We start from the raw sequence: 21786 nt of genomic DNA, 5'->3' as shown, positions 1-21786 counted from the left end.
ATGACAATTCTCGTCTTCATCACAGCCCTTCTCGCCGCGATCGCCATCGGCATGCCGATCGCCTATGCGCTGCTGATCTGCGGCGTCGCGCTGATGCTGCAGCTCTCGATGTTCGATCCGCAGATCCTCGCTCAGAACCTCGTGAGCGGTACCGACAGCTTCACGCTGCTGGCTGTTCCCTTCTTCATGCTGGCCGGCGAGGTGATGAATGCCGGCGGCCTGTCGAAGCGGATCGTAGCGCTGGCGCTTGCGCTCGTCGGCCATGTGCGCGGCGGGCTCGGCTATGTCGCGATCATCGCGGCCTGCGTTCTCTCAGCGCTTTCCGGCTCGGCCGTCGCCGATGCGGCGGCGCTCGGGGCCCTGCTGGTGCCGATGATGGTCAAGGTCGGCCATGACAAGGCCCGCTCGGCCGGCCTCGTCGCCTCCGCCTCGATCATCGGACCGATCATCCCTCCCTCGATCGCCTTCATCCTTTTCGGCGTCACTGCCAATCTCTCGATCTCCAAGCTGTTCATGGCGGGTATCGCGCCGGGCCTGATGATCGGCGTCGGCCTTGCCGTCGCCTGGTGGCTGACGGTGCGCAAGGAGGAGGTCGAACTCAGGCCGCGTGCGACCGGCGCGGAGCGGGTGGAGGCGCTGCGCGAAAGCCTCTGGGCGCTCGGGCTGCCGGTCATCATCATCTTCGGGCTGAAGTTCGGCCTGTTCACGCCGACCGAGGCCGCGGTGGTTGCCGCCGTCTATTCGCTCTTCGTCGCCACCTGCGTCTATCGCGAGCTCAGCCTCGGTCAGCTCTACCAGGTCTTCGTCTCCTCGGCCAAGGTGACGAGCGTCGTCATCTTCCTCGTTGCGGCCGCGCTCGTCTCCGCCTGGCTGATCACTATTGCCGACCTGCCGGGGCAGGTCGTGGCGCTCCTTTCGCCCTTTATGGACAGCCCGAAGCTGCTGATGCTCGTGATCATGATCCTCGTCGTCATCGTCGGCACGGCGATGGACATGGCACCGACCATCCTGATCCTGGCGCCGGTGCTTGTTCCGGTCGTTCAGGCGGCCGGCATCGACCCGATCTATTTCGGCGTGCTGTTCATCATCAACAACTCGATCGGCCTCGTCACGCCGCCGGTCGGGACCGTGCTCAACGTGGTAGCGGGCGTTTCGCGGATCAGCATGGAAACGGTCATCAAGGGCGTCACGCCGTTCATGATCGCCCAGCTCGTGGTGCTGGGGCTGATGATCGCCTTTCCCGAACTCGTCACGCTACCTGCCGCCTGGCTCGGGCGCTGATCTGCAAGCGAATTCGCATCGTATCAAGGAGGAAGCGATATGCGTAAGACTCTCATGGCAGCCATAGCCGGCCTCATGCTGGCCTCGGCAGCACCGCTGACGGCAGGCGCCGAAATCCACGAACAGACGATCCGCTTCGCCAGCGCCGGCGCGGAAGGTTCGCCGCTGGTCATCGGCCAGCGCAAGTTCGCCGAGATCGTCAAGGAGAAGAGCGGCGGCAAGATCGACGTCAAGGTCTTCCCGGCCGGCATGCTCGGCGGCGACCTCCAGTCGGTCGCCGCGCTGCAGGGCGGTCTCTTGCAGATGTCGGTCATGAACGCCGGGCTGATGGCGAGTCTCGCGCCGGATTTCGCCGTGCTCGACCTGCCCTTTCTCTTCGAAAGCACCAAGGAGGCCGATGCGGTCATGGACGGCGAGGTCGGCAAGACCTTCGCACAGGAGCTGACCGACAAGAACCTCATCGTGCTTGCCTATTGGGAGCTCGGCTTCCGCAACCTGACCAACAGCCGCCGCCCCGTCGAGAAGGTCGACGACATCGAGGGCCTGAAGATCCGCGTCGTGCAGTCGCCGATCTATCTGGAAATGTTCCAGGCGCTTGGCGCCAATGCGGTGCCGATGCCGTTCCCGGAGGTCTATACCGCGCTCGAGACCGGCACGGTCGACGGCCAGGAAAACCCGGCGCCGAGCATCCTGACGGCCAAGCTCAACGAGGTGCAGAAATACATCACGCTCACGCGCCACACCTACAATCCGATGGTGCTGCTCTTCTCGAAGCCGCTCTGGGAAAAGCTCGACCAGGACGAGAAGGACCTGTTGCAGGCGGCGGCGACCGAGGCGGCAGCCTTCCAGCGCCAGCTTTCCCGCGATGCCGACCAGAAGGCGGTCGAGGCGCTTGCCGCCTCCGGCATGACCGTGACCAAGCTGCCTCCGGAGGAGGTCGCCCGCTTTCGCGAGAAGACCAAGGCCGTCGCAGAGAAGTTCGCGGCATCCGCCAATCCGGAACTCGTTAAGGCGCTCACCGAGACGATCGAGCGCGTGCGCGCGGAAAACTGAAACCGGAACATGGGCATGGGAGCCCGCCAAGGGCTCCCGTGCCTCCCTCCCTGTCGAATTCGAGGCTGACTGTTCATGTACACACCCAACCGCCTGAAAGCCCACCTTGCCGCCGGTCATGTCGCGTTCGGATGCTGGGTTGGCGGCGGCTCGCCGACCAATGCCGAGATCCTCGGCCATGCGGGCTTCGATTTCCTGCTCGTCGACCATGAGCATGGCGTCGGCGAGACGCGCGAGATCGTCGACACGCTGCGCGCGGTCGAAACGACGCCCTCGCCGGCGCTGGTGCGCGTGCCCTGGAACGATCATGTGTTCCTGAAGCGGGTGCTGGATGCGGGAGTGCAATCGCTGATGATCCCCTCGGTCGACACGGCGGAGGCGGCGCTCGCCGCGGTGAGGGCCTGCCGCTATCCCCCCGAGGGCATTCGCGGCTATGCCGCCGGGGTGGTGCGCGCCTCCACCTTCGGCCTTGAGCCCGACTATATCCACAAGGCCAACAGGAACATGCTGATCGCCCTGCAGATCGAATCCCATACGGCCGTCGAGAATGCCGAGGCGATCGCCGCCGTCGAAGGCGCCGACATCATCTTCATCGGCGTCAACGATCTGGCGGGCTCGATCGGCCGGCTCGAACAGACCGGCCACCCGGGCGTGCAGGCGTTGGTACGGCGCGCCGAGAAGGCGATCCTCGCCTCCGGCAAGATCATGGGAACGGTGCCGCACCAGGGCGCGCCCGTCGCCGATCTCATCGATCGCGGCTATCGCGTGATCGCCGGCCCGCACGACGTGGCGCTGTTGCGCGACGCGGGATTGGCGGCAATGGCGGAATATCGCTCCCTTCGCGAGCGGCGCGACAGCGGCGGAGAGCCGGCCGCCTCGTCCCATCTCAAAAAGTCGTACTGAGCGCGCGGCGCCGCGGGTCTATTCGGCCCCGCAAAGGATCGCTTTAAAGCAACCCAACTGCGATGCCCCGGCCGCCCATGCGAGCGGCCGGGGCATCAAGCTCAGGCGTTGAGCGACCGCGCGAACGGCAGCACGCGGATCCGCTTGCCGAGCGCCCTGTAGGCAGCGTTGGCGACGGCCGGGCCGATCGGCGGAACGCCGGGCTCGCCGATGCCGGACGGCGGGTTGGCGGAGGCGACGATGTGGACCTCGACCTTGGGCATCGCATCGATCCTCAGCGGCGTATAGGTGTCGAAGTTGCCCTGGTCGACCTGGCCGTCCGTCAGCGTGACCTCCTCGCCCAATATGGCGCCGAGGCCGAAGCCGATCCCGCCCTCCACCTGCGCGCGCACCTGGTCCGGATTGACCGCCAGGCCGCAATCGACGGCGGCGACCACGCGCTCAACCTTTATCCCGCCATTGCCGTCGGTCGAGACCTCCGCGATCTGCGCGACCACGGAGCCGAAGCTTTCGGCAAGCGCGACGCCGCGGAAGCGGCCCTCGGGCAGCGGCTTTTCCCACTCGGCTTTTTCCGCCGCCAGCTTGAGCGCGATTGCGTGGCGCGAACCGGGCTCGAGCATGGAGAGACGGAATTCGACCGGATCGCGTCCCGCCGCCTCGGCGACCTCGTCGAGGAAGGTCTCGGCCGCGAAGGCGGTGTGTGTCGAACCGACCGAGCGCCACCACAGAACCGGGACGCCGACCTCCGTGCTCGTCAGGCCGACCGTCTGGTTGGGGATGGCATAGGGGAGATTGTGCGCCCCTTCGACCGAGGTCGGGTCGACCCCGTTCTTCACCATGCCCTCGAACGCCGTCTTTGCCACGATGGACTGGCCGACGATGTGATCGTTCCAGGCCACGAGTTTTCCGCTTGCGTCGATGCCGGCCTTGAGGCTGTGCACATAGGCGGGCCGATAGCGCCCCGCCCGCATGTCGTCCTCACGCGTCCATTGCATCTTGACCGGCGCGCGGAAGCCGATCGCCTTGGCCACGTGCACGGCCTCGACGATGACATCGCCGTCGAAGACTGCCCGCCGGCCGAAGCTGCCGCCGGTCTTCATGACGTGCAGGCGGACCTTCTCGGGCGCGATCCCAGCCACGTTGCCGGCGAGCTTCTGGTAGACGTCGGTGAACTGATGCCCGCCCCAGATCTCCAGCGTGCCGTCTTCGTTCATGCGTGCGACCGCGTTCAGCGGTTCCATCGCCGCATGCGCCAGATAGGGGAACTCGAAGTTCGCCTCGAGGACCTTGGCGGCCTTGGCGAATTCAGCCTCGGCATCGCCGTCCTTGCGCGCGACCGCTGCCGGGCTCTTCCTCGCGAGGTCGCGGTACGTGGACATGAGCTCCTGCGTGCCGCGCTTTTCCGCCGCCGTGTCGTCCCATTCCACCTTGACCGCTTCGCGCCCCTTGATCGCCGCCCACATGTGCTCGCCGACGACCGCGATGCCGCGCGGGGTTTCGACCACGTCGACCACGCCCTTGACGGCGCGCGCGGCCGAGGCATCGAAGGACTTCGCCCTGGCGCCGAAGAGGGGCGGGTGGATCATCACCGCCGTCAGCAGGCCGGGAAGCTTGACGTCGATCGTATATTGCTCCGTACCGTTCGCCTTGCGGGCGCTGTCGAAGCGCTTCAGGCCGGCATTGCCGATGAGCTTCCACTCACCCGGCTGCTTGAGCTTGACGTCGCCCGGCACGGGCATGGTCGCCGCCTTCGCGGCAAGGGCGCCGAAGCCGCCGCTCTTGCCGGAGGGATGGCTGAGAACGCCGTTTTCAACGGTGATTTCGTCGGCATTGACGCCCCACTCGGAGGCGGCGGCGGCGACGAGCATCGCACGGGCGGCGGCACCGGCCTTGCGATAGCGCTCCCATGAGGTCACCATCGAGGTCGAGCCTCCGGTGCCCTGCATCGTGCCGCCGAAGGCGATGTTGCCGTAGGCCTTCACGTTTCCGGAAGCGCCCTTGACGTCGATGGTCGACCAGTCGGCGTCGAGCTCTTCCGCCACCAGCGTGGCGATGCCGTTATAGGAGCCTTGCCCCATCTCGAACTGCGAGGAGAGCACGGTCACCTTTCCGTCGCCGTCGATCGTCACGTAGGGCGAAAAGGAATGCGTGCCTTCCGCTGCCGGCGTCCCACCGGCCGCCTCTGCCGGCGACGCACGCAGGAGATGGAAGCCGACGGCGATGCCGGTGCCGGCGGCGAGCGCGCCGATCAGGAACTGCCGCCGGGAGGCCTCGACACGCGCGGCGGGGAGGGCGATCGATTGCATCAGTTTGGGGATCATGGCTCAGGCCTCCAGGCGCTTGGCGGCTTCGTGAATGCCGGCGCGAATCCGATGGTAGGTGGCGCAGCGACAGAGATTGCCGGACATGGCGGCGTCGATGTCCGCGTCGCTCGGGCTTTTGTTGTTGGTCAGGAGATCCGTCGCGGACATGATCTGTCCCGACTGGCAATAGCCGCATTGCGGGACGTCGAGATCGGCCCAGACAGCCTGAACCGTTTCGGCGACCTTGCCCTTCAGGCCCTCGATGGTGGTGACCTGCGCCCCCTCGATGTCGCCGATCGAGGTCTGGCAGGAGCGAACCGGCGAGCCGTCGACAAGGACCGTGCAGGCGCCGCATTGCGCCATGCCGCAGCCGAATTTCGTGCCGGTCAGGCCGACGATATCGCGGATCACCCAGAGAAGCGGCATATCCGCCTCGGCCTCGACCGAATGTTCGACGCCGTTGATCGTAACAGTCACCATGGTGCTCTCCTCGTGCTTTGGCACTGGCGCGGGCCTGCCCGTTCGTTGGGGATGCCGATTCAGACCGCGATCGTTTCACCAGATTGCGGCGCCAGATTAGAGGGGCGTCCTTGGGCCGAATAGATTCATTCCTGTCTGATTATTGCCTATTCCTGTCGATCTAACGCGATTGTGATCATCGCGTCCGGTCTAGTCGATGGAATCGCGGCGGGAATCGCCGGAGTTCAGGATGGCCTTGACGTCTCTCAGCGGCGGGTGGCCGAAGGCGCGGCGATATTCGCGGCTGAACTGCGTCGGGCTCTCATAGCCGACGCGCAGCGCCGCCGTTGCCGCGTCGAGCTGTTCCGAAAGCATCAGTTCGCGCGCGTGATGGAGCCTAAGGTGCTTCTGGAATTGCAGCGGGCTCATGGCCGTCATCGCACGGAAATGATGGTGCAGGGTCGACACGCCCATATTGGCGATCTCGGCGAGCTCTTCGACTCGCAGGGGACGCGTGTAGTTTTCCCTCAACCACGCCACAGCCTTTGCCACCCGGTTGCTATTCGTGCCGGCGAGCGCGAAGCGCCTCAACCGCGCGCCCTGCTCGCCGGTGAGCAGCCGATAGAGGATCTCGCTCTGGATCTGATTGGCGAGGAAGGGGATGTCTGCCGGCGAGCCCGCAAGCGAAATCAGCCGCAACAGCGCATCGAACAGTTCGGGCGTGCCGGCGCCGACGGCGGCGCCGAGGTCGCGCTCGGGCATTTCCACCGTCTGTATGTCGTGGTCGGCGATGATCCGCCGCAGCTTCTCCAGATCGAGGCGGAGCGTCGCCGCCACATAGGGCTCGCCCTCGCTTGCCTCGCAGACGTGGCCCGTCATCGGCAGGCCGACGGCGCTCAGGAAGAAGCAGGACTCGTCGTAAACCAGCGTCTTGTCACCCACGTGCACACGCTTGCTGCCCTGGATGATCAGCGACAGGATGGGTTCCGAAACGCTGGTAAACGGCCCGGCCGGCGCCACGATGCGATAGAGCGTCAGGCCCGGAATATCGTGGACGTAGCGGACGCCGTCCCAGGGAAGTTGCGAAAGCTTGTCGAGAATTCGGGCGCGCAGCGCCGCTGTCTCCTCGCGCAGGTTCTGTCGTGGGAGCATGATCTCGCTCATTTCGTGACCTGGGGCCCGGCCTTTCTTTATACGGATTTCTTATCATAAGTCTTCGAACATTAGAGTATTAGGCAAGAATTAAAAGCTGTGACAGGCAGGACGGTTTTTCATGACTGAAAAACACCTTGCGGAATCGGAGCTTCGGATCGCCGCATTCTGAGTGACATAGTCCCGTGCGCAACGCCGCAACAAGGAAGGGACTGCCATGCTTGCCAGCGACATTTCAGCGATCGGGCGCAGACCGTTGGGACGCTCGGGCCTTTCGGCCGGATGCATCGGCCTCGGCTGCTGGGCGATCGGGGGTCATTTCACCCTGGACGGGAAGCCGGATGGTTGGGGCGAGATTGACGACGAACAGTCGATCCGCGCCATTCGTCTCGGGCTCGAGATCGGCGCATCGCTGATCGACACGGCCGATGCCTATGGAACCGGGCACAGCGAGGAGGTGATCGGCCGCGCGCTCGTCGGGCGCAGGGCCGACGCAATCGTCGCGACAAAGTTCGGCTATACCTACGATCGCGCCGCCCGCGCGCTGATGGGCACCGATGTCAGTCCGGCCTATATCGAGAGGGCCTGCGCCGCCTCGCTCGAGCGCCTGCGCACCGACTATATCGACCTCTACCAGATCCATGTCGGCGAGCTTTCGGACGACCAAGCGGATGCCGCCGGCGAGGCGCTCGAAAGGCTGGTGGAGAAGGGTGCCGTGCGCTTCTGGGGCTGGAGCACGGACAACGCCGCCGCGGCCAAGCGCATGGTGAAATTCCCCCATTTCGTCGCGGTTCAGCAGGAGTTGAACGTCTTCACGGACGGAGCGGACATGCTGGCGATGTGCGAGGGCAACGATCTCGCCAGCCTCAATCGCTCGCCGCTGGCAATGGGATTCCTGACCGGCAAGTTCGGTTCGCAATCGCGCCTGCCCCAAGGCGACGTGCGGGCCGCCGGTCATGGCTGGGTGCGGTTCTTCGAGGACGGCCGGCCGCGCGCCGACTATCTCCGCCGCCTCGCCGAGGTGCGGGAACTGCTTACGACCGGCGGGCGGACCTTGGCGCAAGGCGCGCTCGGGTGGATCCTGGGCCGCTCGCCCAACACCTTTCCCATCCCCGGCTTCAAGACCGAAAAACAGGTGCGCGAAAACCTCGCTGCGCTCGAGATGGGACCGTTGCCGCCGGCGACGATGGCGGAAATCGCCGAGCTTCTCGACGACAGGCTCGACCAGCACTGATCGCTCGGCCGGCGAACACCGCGGAGACCGCTCGCGGACCTTTAGTTAGGCCCGCGGGTGCATGACCATCATCACTGTTGCTCTGCTGCAACAAATTTGAGGGCTATGTCTGCAATCCGAAATTGTGACTTGCCGATCGTCCGATCTGGTGTATGGTGACCTTATCCGCAATTCGAACCAGAGGAGGCGTGGATGACTTCTATTCCCATGTTTATGCGCCTCGGTGGCGGAACGGCTCTCATGGCTTCGGTGCGTCGCGCACCCGGCGTGAGCCGATATCAGTTCCAGGGCTGACCAGAACCCCGGATTTCCGCCGATTGGCACTTTCCCTTGTGACCTGACGTGACCGGCTGACGGAGCGATTTTTCGCATCTTCGCGTCCGCATCCGCGCGTCTTTTCGACCTTCGAGAGGACCTGGCTGCTTGATTGCGCCGGGACGGAAAAATCATGCGTGACGAACAATTTGTAGTTGCTGATGCCCTTGGCGCGAAGCTCGACGAACTGTGCCGGAAATTCGGCACCTGGAGAACCGCGCGCACCTTGATGCTGGCCGTCTGGCGGCGCCGGCATGCGGCGAACCAGACCTCCCATCTGTCGAACCGCATGCGCCGCGACATCGGCCTGCCGGAAGACGAGGATGAGCTCCTGGACGTCAGATTTCCCTTGTGGGATATCCGGCTTTGAGGTGCCCTGCACGTTGATCGGAGCCGATTTGAAAGTGAGGACATGCAGCAAATCGAAGCCCCGCGGCGATTTTCGTGCGTTGCACGGGCGCTCGCGGGGCGGCGGCATGGTCGGGGTGGGGCGGCGTGAGCTGCCCCGCTCCGTTGCTCATAGAACGACAGCCGGAATCTGCATCATATTTGAGCATGGTACTGGGGGCGGATTAATATTTGGTCATCCTGAAATTGCCGCCCTTATGACCTTCGGATTACCCACTGAATTTAAATGATCTTTCACCGCGCCCGCGTTTGGCATGGCGCTTGCTTTCCTTTGTTTTGAGCCCGAGCAGGCACCGGCGCCCAATGTCGCGCGCCAGAAGCAAGGTTGCTGAAGAGGATCGACGCGCCCGTCCCTGATGAGCGCGAAGGCATGCTTGCGGCTTTTCCAGGATCAACCGACAGGCAAAGGCGCGCGGGGCGCGCCGGGAGATGTTATGTCCACGCTTCATCAGACACCGACGATCTCTGCAAACGAGCAGGCCCGCGCCTTGTGGGTCTCGACAACCGCTTTCACCATCTGTTTCGCCATATGGACCATTTTTTCCATCATCGGGGTGCGCATCAAGCAGGAGCTTGGCCTCACCGAGGCTGAGTTCGGCTTGCTGATCGGCATGCCGATCCTCACCGGCTCGCTGATCCGCATTTTTCTCGGCATCTGGACCAGCCGCTATGGCGGTCGCCTCGTCTATACGCTGACCATGCTGGCGGCGTCGCTCGCCACCTTCCTGCTCGCCTATGCGACGACCTATCCGCAAATGCTGCTTGCCGGTCTCGGCGTCGGGATCGCGGGCGGCTCCTTTGCCGTCGGCGTCGCCTATGTCTCGCCTTTCTTCCCGCCGGAGAAGCAGGGCACGGCGCTCGGCATCTTCGGCGCCGGCAATGTCGGCGCGGCCGTCACCAAGTTCCTCGCGCCGCTGGTTCTCGTCGCCTTCGGCTGGCAGGCCGTCGCCGAGATCTGGGCCGCGGCACTTCTCGTCACCGCGATCGTCTTCTGGTTCACCACCGAGGATGATCCGCAGTTCCGCGCCCGCCGCGACGTCCGGGCGCCTCGCAAGAGCTTCCTTGGCGAATTCGAGCCGCTGAAGAACGTTCAGGTCTGGCGCTTCTCCCTCTACTACTTCTTTGCCTTCGGCGGCTTCGTGGCACTGGCGCTCTGGCTGCCGCGCTACCTCGTCGGCGTTTACGGCTTCGACATCGAGACGGCGGGCATGATCGCGGCCGCCTATTCGATCCCCGGCAGCATCTTCCGTGCCTATGGCGGCGCATTGTCGGACAAGATCGGTGCCCGCAAGATCATGTATGCGATGTTTGCCGTCTCCGCCGTCGCGACGCTCATTCTCTCGGTGCCGGCGGGACAAACGGCCGGTGCCATGCCGATCATCGTCACTCCGGTCGTCTTCGTCGCCGTCACCTTCGTGCTCGGCTTCGTCATGAGCCTCGGCAAGGCGGCTGTCTACAAGCACATTCCCGCCTACTATCCCTCCCATGTGGGCGCCGTCGGCGGCGTCGTCGGCATGATGGGCGGCCTCGGCGGCTTCATCCTGCCGATCGCCTTCGGCTATCTCAAGGACGTGACCGGCCTCTGGTCGAGCTGCTTCATGCTGCTCTTCGCGATCGTCGCCGTTTCCATGATCTGGATGAGTGTCTCGATCCGCCGGCTGAAGCGCCGCGCTGCCGAGATGCCGGCCGGCGCCTTCGCGCAGTAACCATTCCCGCCGAGATCGCCGCCGGAGCGGTTCGCTCCGGCGGTCTTTGCGCGACGTGGCAATCCACTCGGTCGATCGACCCGAGCTTCACTTCCCCGCAGGGACAGCCAAGACCCTGCTGACTGCCCGGCCATTCAGTGCCGGGCTTTTTTTCATCCTGCATGGCAGACACAAAAGAACCCCGCCGAAGCGGAGTTCCTTTGAGCAGGCTGCCGGATCTTCAGTTCCAGGTCTGGCGATCATACCAATCGTAGAGATCGCGCCGGATGCGGTCCTTCTCGATGCCGTAGCGCTCCTGGATCTTGCCTTCGAGCTGTTCGCGGCTGCCGGCGATCTGGTCGAGATCGTCGTCGGTAAGCCGGCCCCACTGCTCCTTGATCTTGCCTTTGACCTGCTTCCAGTTTCCTTCAACGCGATTCCAGTCCATTATCGATCCTCCTGAGTTCACATGCTCTGAAGATCAAACTCATGAGGGCGGATTTGGTTCGATGCTATCTCGTCGAGAGGCACCCGTTCGCGGTGAAGCGCGCAAGAGGTCGGCGGCCTAAGGCGCGCGATCGGTGAGAGCGTCGGCTCCTTGCTGCTCGGCGCAATGCGCACAGCAGTAGATGGTGTTGCCCTGGTCGACCCCGTGCCCGATGACCCGGACACCGCAATGCGGGCATGTCGGCGCGAGTTTCTGGATCGCGCATTCGAAACTGTCGAACGTATAGGTGTCGTCGCCCAGGGTCAGCCGAAAGGTCTTGTCATAGTCGTTGCCGCACTGATCGCATCTGGCCATGGCTCAATCCTCCTGTTTCGTCCGACCAACAGCGTGAACGGCGATAGGTTCCCCCTCGACCCGCATGCGATCAGCTGCCCGGTGGGTCCGGCCTGTGAAGGACCACGCGATTGCGGCCGGCTTGCTTGGCAAGATAGAGCGCCGCATCGGCCCGGTGCTGTAGCTGCTCCGGCGAAGCGATCGCGTCGTCAGGCGCCTGCGCCGCCACGCCGATGCTGAGGGTGACGTAGGGCGCGACGCGGGATGCCGGGTTCGGAAGGGAGGCAGCCTCGACGCCCTGCCGGATGCGTTCGGCAATATGGGCGGCCTCCCGCTCGTCCGCGCCGGGGAGCACGACCAAAAACTCCTCGCCGCCGTAGCGGGCGACATGATCGCGGTTTCGCCTCACGCTGCTTTGAATGATGCCGGCAACCTTCACGAGGCAGCGGTCGCCCTCCGCATGCCCGAGGCGATCGTTCAGGCTCTTGAAGTCGTCGATATCGCACATCAGCATGGCGGCGTCGCGGCCCTTCATGCCATCGCTCCAGAGACGGTGGAGCGTCTCCATCATCCAGCGCCGATTGGCAATTCCCGTCAGGGGATCGGTTCTCGCAAGGCGCTCGAGCCGGGCATTCGCGTCGGCAAGCTCCGCGACACGGCTCCGGTCTCTCAGCTCAAGCAGAAATGTCTTCTGCGCCAGGATGTTCATGGTGCGCCGGGCAACGACGGTGGCGATGATGCCGCTTGCGAAAAACAGCGTCGCAGCGACGGCGCTTCCCGTTTCGAGGCGCGGATTGTGCAACTGAAAAAACAGGTAGAGACCAAGCGCCATGGCGGCGACCGTCAGCGTCCAGCGCAGCGGAACGGCGAAGATGATGATGGCGGTAGTCGCCACGAACAGCATGATGTTCAAGTGCCGCTCATAGAACTCGCCCCCCGCGCCGACGCCCACCAGAGCGACCGACATGAGGATGAAGAACATGCCTCCCGTGATGGAGAGCCTCTGGAGCCAGAATGCGCGCGGCTTCGTCCAGACGAAGGCGGAGGCGAGGGCAGCGGGCGGGAGAATGCAGGCCGGCAGGATCATCGACAGCGCGATCGCCCTCGGCAGCAGAACGGCGTTGAGGCCCAGGGTCAGTGCATCGAGCATGATCACCCAGGTCATCCAGGCGCGAATGATTTTGGCCGTTCGCGGCCAGGAGCGCTCCTGGAACAGGCGGCGAAGCTCGCCCTTGAGACGGATGTCACGGGTGCGGCCCGCGAGAAGGCGCTCGACCTCGGCCATGATGGCAGGAGGCTGCAGTTGGAGCCGCATCCGTGCCGATGCGCCCACCCGCTCCGCTGAAACTGCGCTCTCCGGAACCTCCATTCAGGCCCATTTAGCGGAGCATCCGGTGCCGGCAAGTCTCGCGCGGCCGGTTTCCGAAATCCTCGGTTGCGGCCGCTATCGGCGGCGCCGATCATGTGCGGGATCACGGCACGGCAGAGATGGAACATCAATCGAGATCGACGGCGAAGCTCGCATGCCACTCGCCGTCCGTTTCTCCCGGATTGTTTGCTCGATTGCGCGGGATGCGGGCGGAAACCGCGCGCACTTTTCCTCATCCCGCTCTAAACGTGACGGGTGATGCCGCCATCGACGCGGATGTTCTGGCCGGTGATGTAGCCCGCGTCGTCGGAAAGCAGGAAGGCCGCCGTCTTGGCGATTTCGTCCACGGTGCCGATCCGCCGCATCGGAATGGTCTCGGCCGTCTCGGGCTTGTGGTCCAGGCTGTCGATATAGCCGGGAAGCAGCGCGTTCATGCGGATGTTGTCCGCCGCATAGCGATCCGCATAGAGCTTGGTGTAGGCGCCGACCGCGGCGCGATAGACGCAGGAGACCGGGAACTTTAGCGTCGGTTCGAAGGCCGCGAAGGTGGTGATGTTGACGAAAGCGCCCTTGCCTTGGGCGAGCATCAGCGGTGTCACGAGCCGGGCCATGCGGGCGATCGAGAGCACCATCATCTCGTTGCCGAGCGCCCAGTTCTCGTCGGTGATCTCGAGGAGGTCGGCCTTCGGCGGGTGGCCGGTATGATTGACCACCGCGTCGATACGACCGAAGCTCTTCACGGCCTTGTCGACGAGCCGCTCGAGATCGGCCGCATTTTCGGCGGTGCCCTTGAGGCCGACCGCACCGAGCTCGGCCGCCAGCGTCTCGGCGGTGCCGGTGGGGGACATCAGCGCGAGGCGGTAGCCGCGCGCGTAGAGTTCGCGGGCGATCGCCGCCCCCATGCCGCGGCCGCCGCCGGTGATCACGGCGACCGGTTTGCCGTTTTCGATATCCGATGAAGCCATCTTCTTCTCCTTCCGTTAAAATGCGTCGCGATTGAATTTACTCATGCGAGGCACTTCAGGTTCTTGTTTTTTGCATGTCGTTGTCCCAAAACCGCTGCACGTTCTTGGGCGACAGGCATCAGAAGCGATCGGCCCTTTAGGGGCGTGGATCGAGTGGCGGTGTCCGATCCGGTTACGAGGTCGGCGATCAGACGCGGTCGTTGCCGCGTAGATGAGACCCAGGTGCCGGTGACCGGTGGCGTAAGACACGCCCGGGTTCTCGTCGACTTCAGCCGATCGTCGCGGTTCCTGATGTCGTCTTCGTGTCGACATTGTCAAGCGGAAAATTTACATTGTCTTGGTGGGCTCATTCTGGCGTTATGCCGCTCTGCGGCGAGAAGGGGACGTAAGTGTCTGAAGAAACGCAAACCAAGCGAGCCAAGGGTACGGGCTGGAAAAGCGTCTATGAGACGCTGAGGAACGAGATCCTAGCGCTGACGCTTGCCCCCGGGCAGCTCCTCGACGAGAACACGCTCGCCGAACGCTTCGACATGTCCCGCTCGCCGGTGCGCGAGGCGCTGATCCGGCTCGCCGGCGAGGAGCTCGTCGTGACGCTCTCCAACCGCAGCACGATCGTCGCCCCGATCGAGGTCGCGACATTCCCGAAATATGTCGAGGCGCTGGATATCGCCCAGCGCATGAATACCCGGCTTGCCGCGCAACTGCGCACCGATGCCGATCTGAAGGCGATCGCCAGGCGGCAGAAGGAATTCGAGGCAGCCGTGAAAACCGGCAACCATCTCCTGATGTCGGAGGCCAACAAGCAATTCCACATGGCGATCGCCCAGGCCGGCAAAAATCCCTATCTCGCCTCCTTCTACGAGCGGCTGCTCAATCAGGGCCAGCGCATGCTCCACCTGCATTTCGAATATCTGGAGCGAACGCATGAAGGCTATCTCCTGACCGACGAGCACAACCAGATGCTGGAGGCGATCCGGGCGAAGAACGTCGACCTCGCCGACGAGCTCGCCCATGCCCATACGCGCCAGTTCCAGCAGAACTTCATCGACTTCATGCGCGAGAACTACGCGACGGACGTCTCGCTCGGGCGGCGCAAGGCGGCGGAATAACGCCAGCCTCGGCGCACTTTCAGGCGACGCGCATTAGACCCCGGTATAGGTCGCACCCTCCGCTTCGGTATCCGATCCGTCCTCGTGATCAATAGTCCGGTCGGGGAGGGCCCTGCTATCTTGGGCCATATCCTCAGGCAGGGCCATTGCCGCAAGCGCGGGGGGCCGACAGGCGGGCGCTTCGAAGGGAAGGCTTCGAAACCGAAGCGCGCTCTGTCCACGATCGAGGTACGGACCATGAGCAGGCCAGCAGCTATTCTCCTTGCTGTCATGATCGCTGCTCCGGCAGCGGCCCATGACGCCACGCCGACGGCGGCACAGCCGAATGGATGGACCTATCCGTTCTCGTGCTGCAGCGGAATGGACTGCCGCGAAATCCGCGATCAGGCGGTTCTCGAGGGCCCGCGCGGATATGTCATCAAGCTCACCGGGGAGCTCATCACGCCGCGCGACACGCGCATCAGGAACAGCCCGGACGGGCAGTTTCACCATTGCACCGTGGCCGGCGAACCGAGAGGCCGCACCATCTGCCTCTTCGTTCCTCCGCGCTCTTTCTAGGGATTGTGACCATGACACAGGACCTCAACCGCATAGAGATCGACCTGCTCCCGTTGCAGCTGTTCTCGCGGCGCATATCGGAAGGCTGGACCACGCTGCCGGGCCATCCGCTCTACATGCCGGCAGACTATCCGCCCCGGCCGGACACCCACTCCGAAGCACATTTGATGACAATCTGCGTCACGCCGCCGGATGCAGCGGCGTCTTGCGCCGGCAAGGCCTTCCAGATTCGGCCGCCCGCGTTCACGCTGTACGTGACCGGAACCCTCTTCGGTCTTTCGCTCTACTCGCTCGAGCTTCTCCGCGTCGTCGAGGACTTCGAGGAGCCTTGTCCTTCGCGGCATTCCGTGACCATACATTAATGCAGCCCAAAAGCGTGCAGCGACGCTTTCGTCTACTGCACGTCTCCTTAATCAACTGCGATTCAAGGACAACGGTAAGCGCGAATTTCCCCGCACCCTTTGCTCTTGAGTTAAGCTGAGGCATGAGGTGTCCGTCGAAATAGGTGGACACCGAGTCGTGGAAGAAGATGATTAAAAACTGATTTGGTCGTGACGGAAGAAGTTGATATGGCCCAGCTTCGCGACCGCCTTGTTGCAGCCTGCCTTGAACCAGGTATTCTAGAGGTGCGACAGTCGTCGCCGATGCGGTTCAAACGTCAACGTTTAAGAAGGATGGCGACGTAAAGCGTTGCACAGACCACGAGTGGCTAGATTTTGCGAGTAAAAAACACCAAGTACCAAACTAGCTATTTGAGGCTCCCATGCAGGTAACAATCCATAACGCCAAAACGAACCTGTCCAAACTTATTGAGGCGGCGAAGGCTGGCGAAGAAGTTGTCATCGCCAAGGGCAAGACTCCTGTTGCCCGGATCGTTGCCATCCCGCAAAACAAGTTCACGATCGGGCTGCTGAAAGGCAAGGTTACAGGAGGCGGGCCGGATTTCTTCGAGCCTATGAGTGAGGCTGAGCTGGCGCTTTGGGAAGGCAAAGCGTGACGGCAGTGCTTCTCGACACCCGTGCATGGGCATGGTCGCTGACCGGCGCCATCGCCGCCCCAATTTGCTGCACTTGACGCACATAACCAACCCGGATCAATCCGCCTGTTATTCCCTCGGCCGTGCAGGGTGCACGATGATGTGCTACTTGAGTGCGCGCCGATCCGAGATCCCGAACGGGGGCTCTTCTCGCTTATCGTGGCGCAGCCGCTGTCGGGATGAAAAAACCCCTCCCGGGACGGGGAGGGGTCGAGGGGGGCCGATCGGAACAACGGCCCACGGGAAGAAGTACCCCGACCATAGCAGTGCGCTTTCAGCAGCACTATTGATCGAGAGGACGGATCGGCTATCGATGCGGAGGGGAAGACCTATACGCTGGTCTATATGCCTTAGGACGAACCTGAAGCGTCGCGATCAAACGTATTCGCGCGACGCGCTTCAGGTTGTTGTCTTTATGCATGTCGTCGTTCCAAAACCGCTGCACACTTTTGGGCGACATGCATTACGAGCCTTGCGGCCTGCCCGGCTCGAGGTTGAGCTTGTCCGCCATGCGGGCGAGCTCGGGCAGGGATCTCGCATGCATCTTCTGCATTACCTGGCTACGATGGACCTTCACGGTGATTTCGCTCACGCCCAGGTCGGCGGCGATCTGCTTGTTGAGCCGCCCGGTCACCACCAACGCCATTACCTCGCGCTCCCGCGGGGTAAGGCTCTCGAACCGCGCGCGCAAGTTCGCGAGCGCCGCTTCGGTCTCGAGCCATTCGCGGTCGCGCGCTAGGCCGAAATGGACCGCGTCGAGCAGGTCCTGGTCGCGGAACGGCTTCGTCAGGAACTCGATTGCGCCGCCCTTCATCGCCTGAACGGACATGGGAATGTCGCCGTGGCCGGTGATGAAGATGATCGGGAGCTGAATGCTGCCCCGCGACAACTCGCGCTGAAATTCCAGGCCGCTCTGTCCCGGCAGACGGACGTCGAGCACGAGACAGGTCGGCCCCTCCGGTCGACCGGTCTTGAGGAAGTCGCTCACCGATGTGAGCAGTTTCACGTCAAAGCCCACGGAGCGCAGCAGGCTGCCGAGTGCCTCGCGGATCGCAGGATCGTCATCGATGACGACGACGGTTGCACGCCCTTCGGTCATCGCCCGGAACCCCCGGGAGGAGCCGATTGCCGCAGGCAGGAGGCGAAGGCGCTCGCCGCCGCGGTATCGGACGGCGGCCAAGCGGCAGAGCGCCGATGATGCAAAGCGAACACGCCTCCTCGCTCCTCCGCCGGTGCCGAAACGAAGCTCTCGCCCATCAGAATGCGCCCTAATTCCTTCGCTCACAAGACCACAGGCTGTCGGGCGGCCACGGCATGGCGATCCTGCGGAAACGGAAGGTGCCGCGGCCGCAAAATCGCGGAGGATCTATACCATTGTATAGCTTCCTCTGCCTTTGTGGCCCTCGCGCGCTGATGTATGTTGCCAGCCACGCTACACCGCTGCAGCGCGCGTCCGATCGGACGCATTGAGGTCGCTGGAGTACGTTGAATCGCTTGCATGTTTCGGCAAATCCCCGTCCGGGAAACATGCAGGAAATTGCTGCAAGATGCTTGTCGCGAGCTTTGGAGGCGGCAGTGCCGATCGAGAAGCCTCTGATTGCCATTGTCGACGACGATCAGTCGATGCGCGAGGCTACCAAGGGGCTCATCAGGTCGCTCGGATTTGACGCCGAGGCTTTCTCATGCGCCGACGATTTCCTGAAATTCCCCCGGCTCCGCCGGACGGCCTGCCTGGTGACTGACATCCATATGCCCGGAATGAGCGGGCTCGACCTGCACCGCCGCCTCGTGGCGCTGGGCGAGAGCATTCCAACCGTCCTGATCACCGCCTTTCCGAACGAGAATCTGCGCGCCCGCGGGCTGGGCCCGGACATCATCGGCCAGCTGGCAAAGCCGTTCGACGAGCAGGACCTGTTGGATTGCATTCGCGCTGCACTCGCGCGCCGGGGCGACGGCGAGGGTGACGAATGACGGGGTGGGGCGGGCTTCGGCTTGGAGCCGCATACGCCTCCTCTGCCCTGCGATCGTGATCCGCTCTACCCATCGCCGTCGTCTGAGACCGGCGGCAGGGTGAACTGGAACAGGGCGCCCCAGGGCTCCTTCGCCTCGGCCCATAGGCGCCCGCCATGCGCCTCGATGATCGACCGGCAGATGGCGAGGCCCATGCCGAGGCCCTCGGCCTTGGTCGTATAAAACGCCTCGAAGACCCGCTCCGCATCCTGCGCCTCCAGTCCTACGCCGGCATCCTGTACCGCCACCAGCACGCAGCCGGATGCGTCGCGTCCGGACCTGATCAGCAGCTCCCGCGGCCGGTCCGTCACCTTCTTCATGGACTCGATGCCGTTCATCACCAGGTTCAGCAGCACCTGCTGCAACTGGACCCGGTCCCCTTCGACGGGCGGGAGATCCTGCGCCAGTTCCGTCCGCACCAGAATCCGATGGCTGCGCACCTCGCCCCGGACGAGGGCCACCGAGTCTTCGATGAGGCCGTTCAGGTCCACCGCCGTCGTCACGGTGGCTGTCTTCTTGAGGAGCGCGCGCACGCGGCCGATCACCTCGCTAGCGCGGTGTCCGTCCCGAACGATGCGTGCCAGCGTCTCCCGCGCCTCGCCGATGTCCGGCGGACTGCCGGCGAGCCAGCGCAGGGCGGCGTTGGCGTTGGTGACGACGGCGGCCAGCGGCTGGTTGACCTCGTGGGCGATGGAGGAAGTCAGCGCGCTGATCGTCGTCACGCGCGTGATATGCGCAAGCTCGGCCTGCGTCCTCTGCAGCGCTTCTTCGGCGCGCTTGCGGTCCTCGATATCGACGAGGAAACCATACCATTTGAGAATGTTGCCGTGCTCGTCCCTGAGCGGGACGGCGCTTTCGAGCCACCATCGATATTCGCCGTCGGCCGCGCGACAGATCCTGACCTCGGCCTCGAACGGGTGGCCCGTGGCGAGCGATGCGCGCCACTTGGACCTGTACTGCTCGACGTCGTCGGGATGAAACCGGCCTTCGGGCTCCCAGCCCGCTCCCGACGTTCCGGCAAGGGAGAGGCCCGTGAATTCCTGGACCCGCCGGTTGATGAAATCGACGCGCCCGTCGGGCAGGGCGGTCCACACCATCGCCGGAACCGTCTCGATGACCTGGCGGAGTTCGTCCTCACTGCGCCGGGCCGCGTCTTCGGCCCGCTTGCGCTCGGTCACGTCCTCGCAGACGATGAGGATGACGGGTCGCTCGCTCACCACCATCGCCCGGGCCGTCTCGCGAACCCAGAGCATCGATCCGTCCTTGCGGATCTTGCGCAGCTCCCAGCTCATGGCCTCGCCGAGATGATCGAGGCAGGCGGCCGCATGTCTCTGGACCGCATCCCGGTCGTCCTCGTGAAAGATGTCCTTGACAGGTCGGCCGATCAGTTCGTCGACGGTGTAGCCAAGCTGCTCGGCCCCGAAGGGATTGACGGACGCGATGGTGCCGGCCGCGTCCACCATGAAGTACATCGTCGGATTGTTCTCGAATACGGCCCTCCACTGCTCCTCGCTGTGCCTCAGCGCCTCTTCGGCCCGCTTGCGTTCGGTAATGTCCTGGATCGTGCCGAACATGCTGCGCGGCCGGCCCGATGCATCCCTTGTCAGATCGCCCTGGCTGTGAACGGTGCGCAGTTCGCCGTTGGGCCGCACGATGCGGTATTCGAGGTCGTAGCGGGCCTCCCCACGCAAGGCGCGGGCGGCGGCCAGTTTCCAGTTCGGCCGATCCTCCGAATATATCCGCTCCGTCGCCTCGGCCAGGCTGATCATCCTGGCGGGGCGTGGCGCCATGCCGAAGATGCGGTATGTCTCGTCCGACCAGGCAAGATAGTCCGTGGCGAGGTCGCGTTCCCAGTAGCCGACATGGGCGACGCGCTGAGCTTCCGCAAAGTTTGCCTCGCTTCGACGCAGCCCCTCCAACGTCTCCTTGAGACGGGAGGTCATGAGGGAGAATGCCTGCGCGAGCAGGCCGACTTCGTCATTCTGGCGAACCTTCGGTACGTCACGCCATTCGCCATTTGCGATCGCATTTGCCGCCTGGGTGAGATCCGTCAGCGGTCGCAAGGTGCGTCCGACCGTCCCGAGCCCGAGGATCACGAAGACGGCGACGATGACCGCGCCGACGACGATCGAGAGATAGGCCGCCTGATACACGGGTCCGAGGAAATCCGAAGCGGGTACCGCCGAGACGACGGTCCACCGAAGTGCGCCGGGCGCAGCCTGATCAACCGCCGCATAGATCCGGCCGCGCTCGGGATCGCTGAAGGAAAACACGCGCGGCCCCGCCGACGCGGGCCCGGCAATGTCCGGGTTTCGACTAAGATAGCGGGCAGTTTCCCGGACGATGGGATCGGTGGCCTCCGAAGCAGGCAGGCGCATATGGCCGCCGTCGGTGCCGATCGTCACGGGGGACACCCCGCCTGACGCGCCGATCAGATGTCCGGTCGCATCGATGATGAAGGCCCGTCCGTTCTCGCCGACCTCGAGGGTCTGCAGGAACCTCGAAAGCTGCGTGAGGATGAGATCGATCCCGCACGCGCCGACGAAATTGCCGTCCTTGCCGAAGACCGGAGCGGCGAGCGAGATACCCAGGACGGGCTCGACCATGCCGAGATAGGGTTCGGTCCAGTACCGCTCGCCCGTCGCCTTCGCCTGTCTGTACCAGGCCCTCTCGCGCGAATCGAACGCGCCTTCCGACTTCCGCAGGCGGCCGACCCGGCCGCCGGGCAACGCCTCGAACTCGCGCACAGTACCGGCGCGAAAGTCATCGCTCATCAGAAACACCCGGCTTGAATCCGGCAATCGCCCCACCGAAACGAGACCGCCGGCCTCGTTGCCGAAGAACATCCAGTCGACATCCGGCTCCTCGGCCAGGAGAGCATAGAGCTCGCGTGCAACCGCGTGCGGGTCGCCGAGCGATACGTCGTGACGAACAAGACCGTTTGACAGCCGGGCTGCCGCCTTTTCGGCGCCGCGCACCAGATGACCGACGTCGCGATCGACGGCCTGCGTCACCTCTCGGATCAGCCGTTCGGACATGACCGAGACGATGACCTTTCCCGTCCAGATCCACAAACCGGCGAGGACGAGACTGAGAACGAGAACGATGCCGGCGACGGGGAAGATCAAACGCTGCCGCAACATGATTGCCCGAGTCCCCCCCAGA

At 64.1% G+C, this 21786-nt stretch carries 19 protein-coding genes and 1 pseudogene; 11 read left to right on the top strand and 9 right to left on the bottom strand.

Annotated elements, in window-relative coordinates:
* The 3 genes from ATB98_RS17390 to ATB98_RS17380 all read left to right on the top strand — a co-directional run bounded on the left by ATB98_RS17390 (position 1) and on the right by ATB98_RS17380 (position 3237).
* A complete protein-coding gene (locus tag ATB98_RS17390) occupies positions 1-1281 on the top strand; it encodes a TRAP transporter large permease subunit (protein ID WP_066875749.1) in 1281 nt (426 codons plus the stop codon).
* A 39-nt stretch (positions 1282-1320) separates the two neighbouring features.
* A complete protein-coding gene (locus ATB98_RS17385; RefSeq protein ID WP_066875748.1) occupies positions 1321-2334 on the top strand; it encodes a TRAP transporter substrate-binding protein in 1014 nt (337 codons plus the stop codon).
* A gap of 75 nt (positions 2335-2409) precedes the next feature.
* Entirely contained in the window at positions 2410-3237 is an 828-nt protein-coding gene (locus ATB98_RS17380; protein ID WP_066875747.1) for an HpcH/HpaI aldolase family protein, read from the top strand.
* Positions 3238-3338: 101 nt separating this feature from the next.
* Here the strand turns inward: ATB98_RS17380 and ATB98_RS17375 are convergent, their stop codons facing one another.
* From ATB98_RS17375 to ATB98_RS17365, 3 genes are all read right to left on the bottom strand, one after another.
* On the bottom strand, positions 3339-5558 hold the full coding sequence (locus ATB98_RS17375; RefSeq protein WP_066875746.1) for a xanthine dehydrogenase family protein molybdopterin-binding subunit: 2220 nt from the start codon (positions 5556-5558) through the stop codon (positions 3339-3341).
* A 3-nt stretch (positions 5559-5561) separates the two neighbouring features.
* Positions 5562-6020: a (2Fe-2S)-binding protein gene (locus tag ATB98_RS17370; RefSeq protein ID WP_066875745.1), complete on the bottom strand. Its 459-nt coding sequence runs from the start codon at positions 6018-6020 to the stop codon at positions 5562-5564.
* 189 nt (positions 6021-6209) lie between these two features.
* Positions 6210-7163: an AraC family transcriptional regulator gene (locus ATB98_RS17365; protein ID WP_066875744.1), complete on the bottom strand. Its 954-nt coding sequence runs from the start codon at positions 7161-7163 to the stop codon at positions 6210-6212.
* A 205-nt stretch (positions 7164-7368) separates the two neighbouring features.
* Here ATB98_RS17365 and ATB98_RS17360 point away from each other — a divergent pair.
* The 3 genes and pseudogenes from ATB98_RS17360 (at position 7369) to ATB98_RS17350 (ending at position 10814) form a co-directional block, all read left to right on the top strand.
* A pseudogene (locus tag ATB98_RS17360) lies at positions 7369-8434 on the top strand (aldo/keto reductase).
* A 399-nt stretch (positions 8435-8833) separates the two neighbouring features.
* On the top strand, positions 8834-9070 hold the full coding sequence (locus tag ATB98_RS30025; RefSeq protein WP_066875742.1) for a DUF1127 domain-containing protein: 237 nt from the start codon (positions 8834-8836) through the stop codon (positions 9068-9070).
* A 472-nt stretch (positions 9071-9542) separates the two neighbouring features.
* On the top strand, positions 9543-10814 hold the full coding sequence (locus tag ATB98_RS17350) for an MFS transporter (protein WP_066875741.1): 1272 nt from the start codon (positions 9543-9545) through the stop codon (positions 10812-10814).
* 220 nt (positions 10815-11034) lie between these two features.
* On the opposite strand, the gene ATB98_RS17345 is transcribed toward ATB98_RS17350, so the two are convergent.
* The 4 genes from ATB98_RS17345 to ATB98_RS17330 all read right to left on the bottom strand — a co-directional run bounded on the left by ATB98_RS17345 (position 11035) and on the right by ATB98_RS17330 (position 13908).
* Positions 11035-11241 (bottom strand): CsbD family protein, encoded by a 207-nt coding sequence (locus ATB98_RS17345; RefSeq protein ID WP_066875740.1) that lies wholly within the window; start codon positions 11239-11241, stop codon positions 11035-11037.
* Between the two features lie 117 nt (positions 11242-11358).
* Complete coding sequence (locus tag ATB98_RS17340; RefSeq protein WP_066875739.1) at positions 11359-11595, bottom strand: hypothetical protein; 237 nt, start codon at positions 11593-11595, stop codon at positions 11359-11361.
* A gap of 70 nt (positions 11596-11665) precedes the next feature.
* Positions 11666-12889 carry a GGDEF domain-containing protein gene (locus tag ATB98_RS17335; protein ID WP_407695293.1) on the bottom strand — a complete coding sequence of 408 codons (1224 nt, stop codon included), beginning with the start codon at positions 12887-12889 and terminating at the stop codon, positions 11666-11668.
* 296 nt (positions 12890-13185) lie between these two features.
* The gene (locus ATB98_RS17330) at positions 13186-13908 is read right to left on the bottom strand and encodes an SDR family oxidoreductase (protein WP_066875737.1); all 723 of its coding nucleotides are present in this window, start codon (positions 13906-13908) and stop codon (positions 13186-13188) included.
* Positions 13909-14297: 389 nt separating this feature from the next.
* On the opposite strand from ATB98_RS17330, the gene ATB98_RS17325 reads away from it, so the two are divergent.
* From ATB98_RS17325 to ATB98_RS17310, 4 genes are all read left to right on the top strand, one after another.
* On the top strand, positions 14298-15017 hold the full coding sequence (locus tag ATB98_RS17325) for a GntR family transcriptional regulator (RefSeq protein WP_066875736.1): 720 nt from the start codon (positions 14298-14300) through the stop codon (positions 15015-15017).
* A gap of 237 nt (positions 15018-15254) precedes the next feature.
* Positions 15255-15575, top strand: a complete 321-nt coding sequence (locus tag ATB98_RS17320; RefSeq protein ID WP_066875735.1) for a hypothetical protein — start codon at positions 15255-15257, stop codon at positions 15573-15575.
* 11 nt (positions 15576-15586) lie between these two features.
* Positions 15587-15937 (top strand): hypothetical protein, encoded by a 351-nt coding sequence (locus ATB98_RS17315; protein WP_066875734.1) that lies wholly within the window; start codon positions 15587-15589, stop codon positions 15935-15937.
* A 401-nt stretch (positions 15938-16338) separates the two neighbouring features.
* Complete coding sequence (locus tag ATB98_RS17310; RefSeq protein WP_066875733.1) at positions 16339-16572, top strand: type II toxin-antitoxin system Phd/YefM family antitoxin; 234 nt, start codon at positions 16339-16341, stop codon at positions 16570-16572.
* A 502-nt stretch (positions 16573-17074) separates the two neighbouring features.
* Here ATB98_RS17310 and ATB98_RS17305 read toward each other — a convergent pair.
* Complete coding sequence (locus ATB98_RS17305; RefSeq protein ID WP_066875861.1) at positions 17075-17710, bottom strand: response regulator transcription factor; 636 nt, start codon at positions 17708-17710, stop codon at positions 17075-17077.
* Between the two features lie 476 nt (positions 17711-18186).
* Here ATB98_RS17305 and ATB98_RS17300 point away from each other — a divergent pair, with 476 nt between their 5' ends.
* Complete coding sequence (locus ATB98_RS17300; RefSeq protein WP_066875860.1) at positions 18187-18582, top strand: response regulator transcription factor; 396 nt, start codon at positions 18187-18189, stop codon at positions 18580-18582.
* A gap of 65 nt (positions 18583-18647) precedes the next feature.
* On the opposite strand, the gene ATB98_RS17295 is transcribed toward ATB98_RS17300, so the two are convergent.
* The gene (locus ATB98_RS17295; RefSeq protein WP_066875732.1) at positions 18648-21764 is read right to left on the bottom strand and encodes a PAS domain S-box protein; all 3117 of its coding nucleotides are present in this window, start codon (positions 21762-21764) and stop codon (positions 18648-18650) included.
* Positions 21765-21786: the final 22 nt, after the last annotated feature.

It is taken from the genome of Sinorhizobium saheli (assembly GCF_001651875.1).
GTDB lineage: Bacteria > Pseudomonadota > Alphaproteobacteria > Rhizobiales > Rhizobiaceae > Sinorhizobium > Sinorhizobium saheli.
Note: the sequence above shows the minus strand (reverse complement) of the source record. Positions and strands in the feature narration are given on the sequence as shown.

Excerpts from the sequence above, each read along its gene's own strand:
- ATB98_RS17390 (WP_066875749.1), top strand. The coding sequence starts at position 1 with ATGACAATTCTCGTCTTCATCACAGCCCTTCTCGCCGCGATCGCCATC.
- ATB98_RS17385 (WP_066875748.1), top strand. The coding sequence starts at position 1,321 with ATGCGTAAGACTCTCATGGCAGCCATAGCCGGCCTCATGCTGGCCTCG.
- ATB98_RS17380 (WP_066875747.1), top strand. The coding sequence starts at position 2,410 with ATGTACACACCCAACCGCCTGAAAGCCCACCTTGCCGCCGGTCATGTC.
- ATB98_RS17375 (WP_066875746.1), bottom strand. The coding sequence starts at position 5,558 with ATGATCCCCAAACTGATGCAATCGATCGCCCTCCCCGCCGCGCGTGTC.
- ATB98_RS17370 (WP_066875745.1), bottom strand. The coding sequence starts at position 6,020 with ATGGTGACTGTTACGATCAACGGCGTCGAACATTCGGTCGAGGCCGAG.
- ATB98_RS17365 (WP_066875744.1), bottom strand. The coding sequence starts at position 7,163 with ATGAGCGAGATCATGCTCCCACGACAGAACCTGCGCGAGGAGACAGCG.
- ATB98_RS30025 (WP_066875742.1), top strand. The coding sequence starts at position 8,834 with ATGCGTGACGAACAATTTGTAGTTGCTGATGCCCTTGGCGCGAAGCTC.
- ATB98_RS17350 (WP_066875741.1), top strand. The coding sequence starts at position 9,543 with ATGTCCACGCTTCATCAGACACCGACGATCTCTGCAAACGAGCAGGCC.
- ATB98_RS17345 (WP_066875740.1), bottom strand. The coding sequence starts at position 11,241 with ATGGACTGGAATCGCGTTGAAGGAAACTGGAAGCAGGTCAAAGGCAAG.
- ATB98_RS17340 (WP_066875739.1), bottom strand. The coding sequence starts at position 11,595 with ATGGCCAGATGCGATCAGTGCGGCAACGACTATGACAAGACCTTTCGG.
- ATB98_RS17335 (WP_407695293.1), bottom strand. The coding sequence starts at position 12,889 with ATGCGGCTCCAACTGCAGCCTCCTGCCATCATGGCCGAGGTCGAGCGC.
- ATB98_RS17330 (WP_066875737.1), bottom strand. The coding sequence starts at position 13,908 with ATGGCTTCATCGGATATCGAAAACGGCAAACCGGTCGCCGTGATCACC.
- ATB98_RS17320 (WP_066875735.1), top strand. The coding sequence starts at position 15,255 with ATGAGCAGGCCAGCAGCTATTCTCCTTGCTGTCATGATCGCTGCTCCG.
- ATB98_RS17315 (WP_066875734.1), top strand. The coding sequence starts at position 15,587 with ATGACACAGGACCTCAACCGCATAGAGATCGACCTGCTCCCGTTGCAG.
- ATB98_RS17310 (WP_066875733.1), top strand. The coding sequence starts at position 16,339 with ATGCAGGTAACAATCCATAACGCCAAAACGAACCTGTCCAAACTTATT.
- ATB98_RS17305 (WP_066875861.1), bottom strand. The coding sequence starts at position 17,710 with ATGACCGAAGGGCGTGCAACCGTCGTCGTCATCGATGACGATCCTGCG.
- ATB98_RS17295 (WP_066875732.1), bottom strand. The coding sequence starts at position 21,764 with ATGTTGCGGCAGCGTTTGATCTTCCCCGTCGCCGGCATCGTTCTCGTT.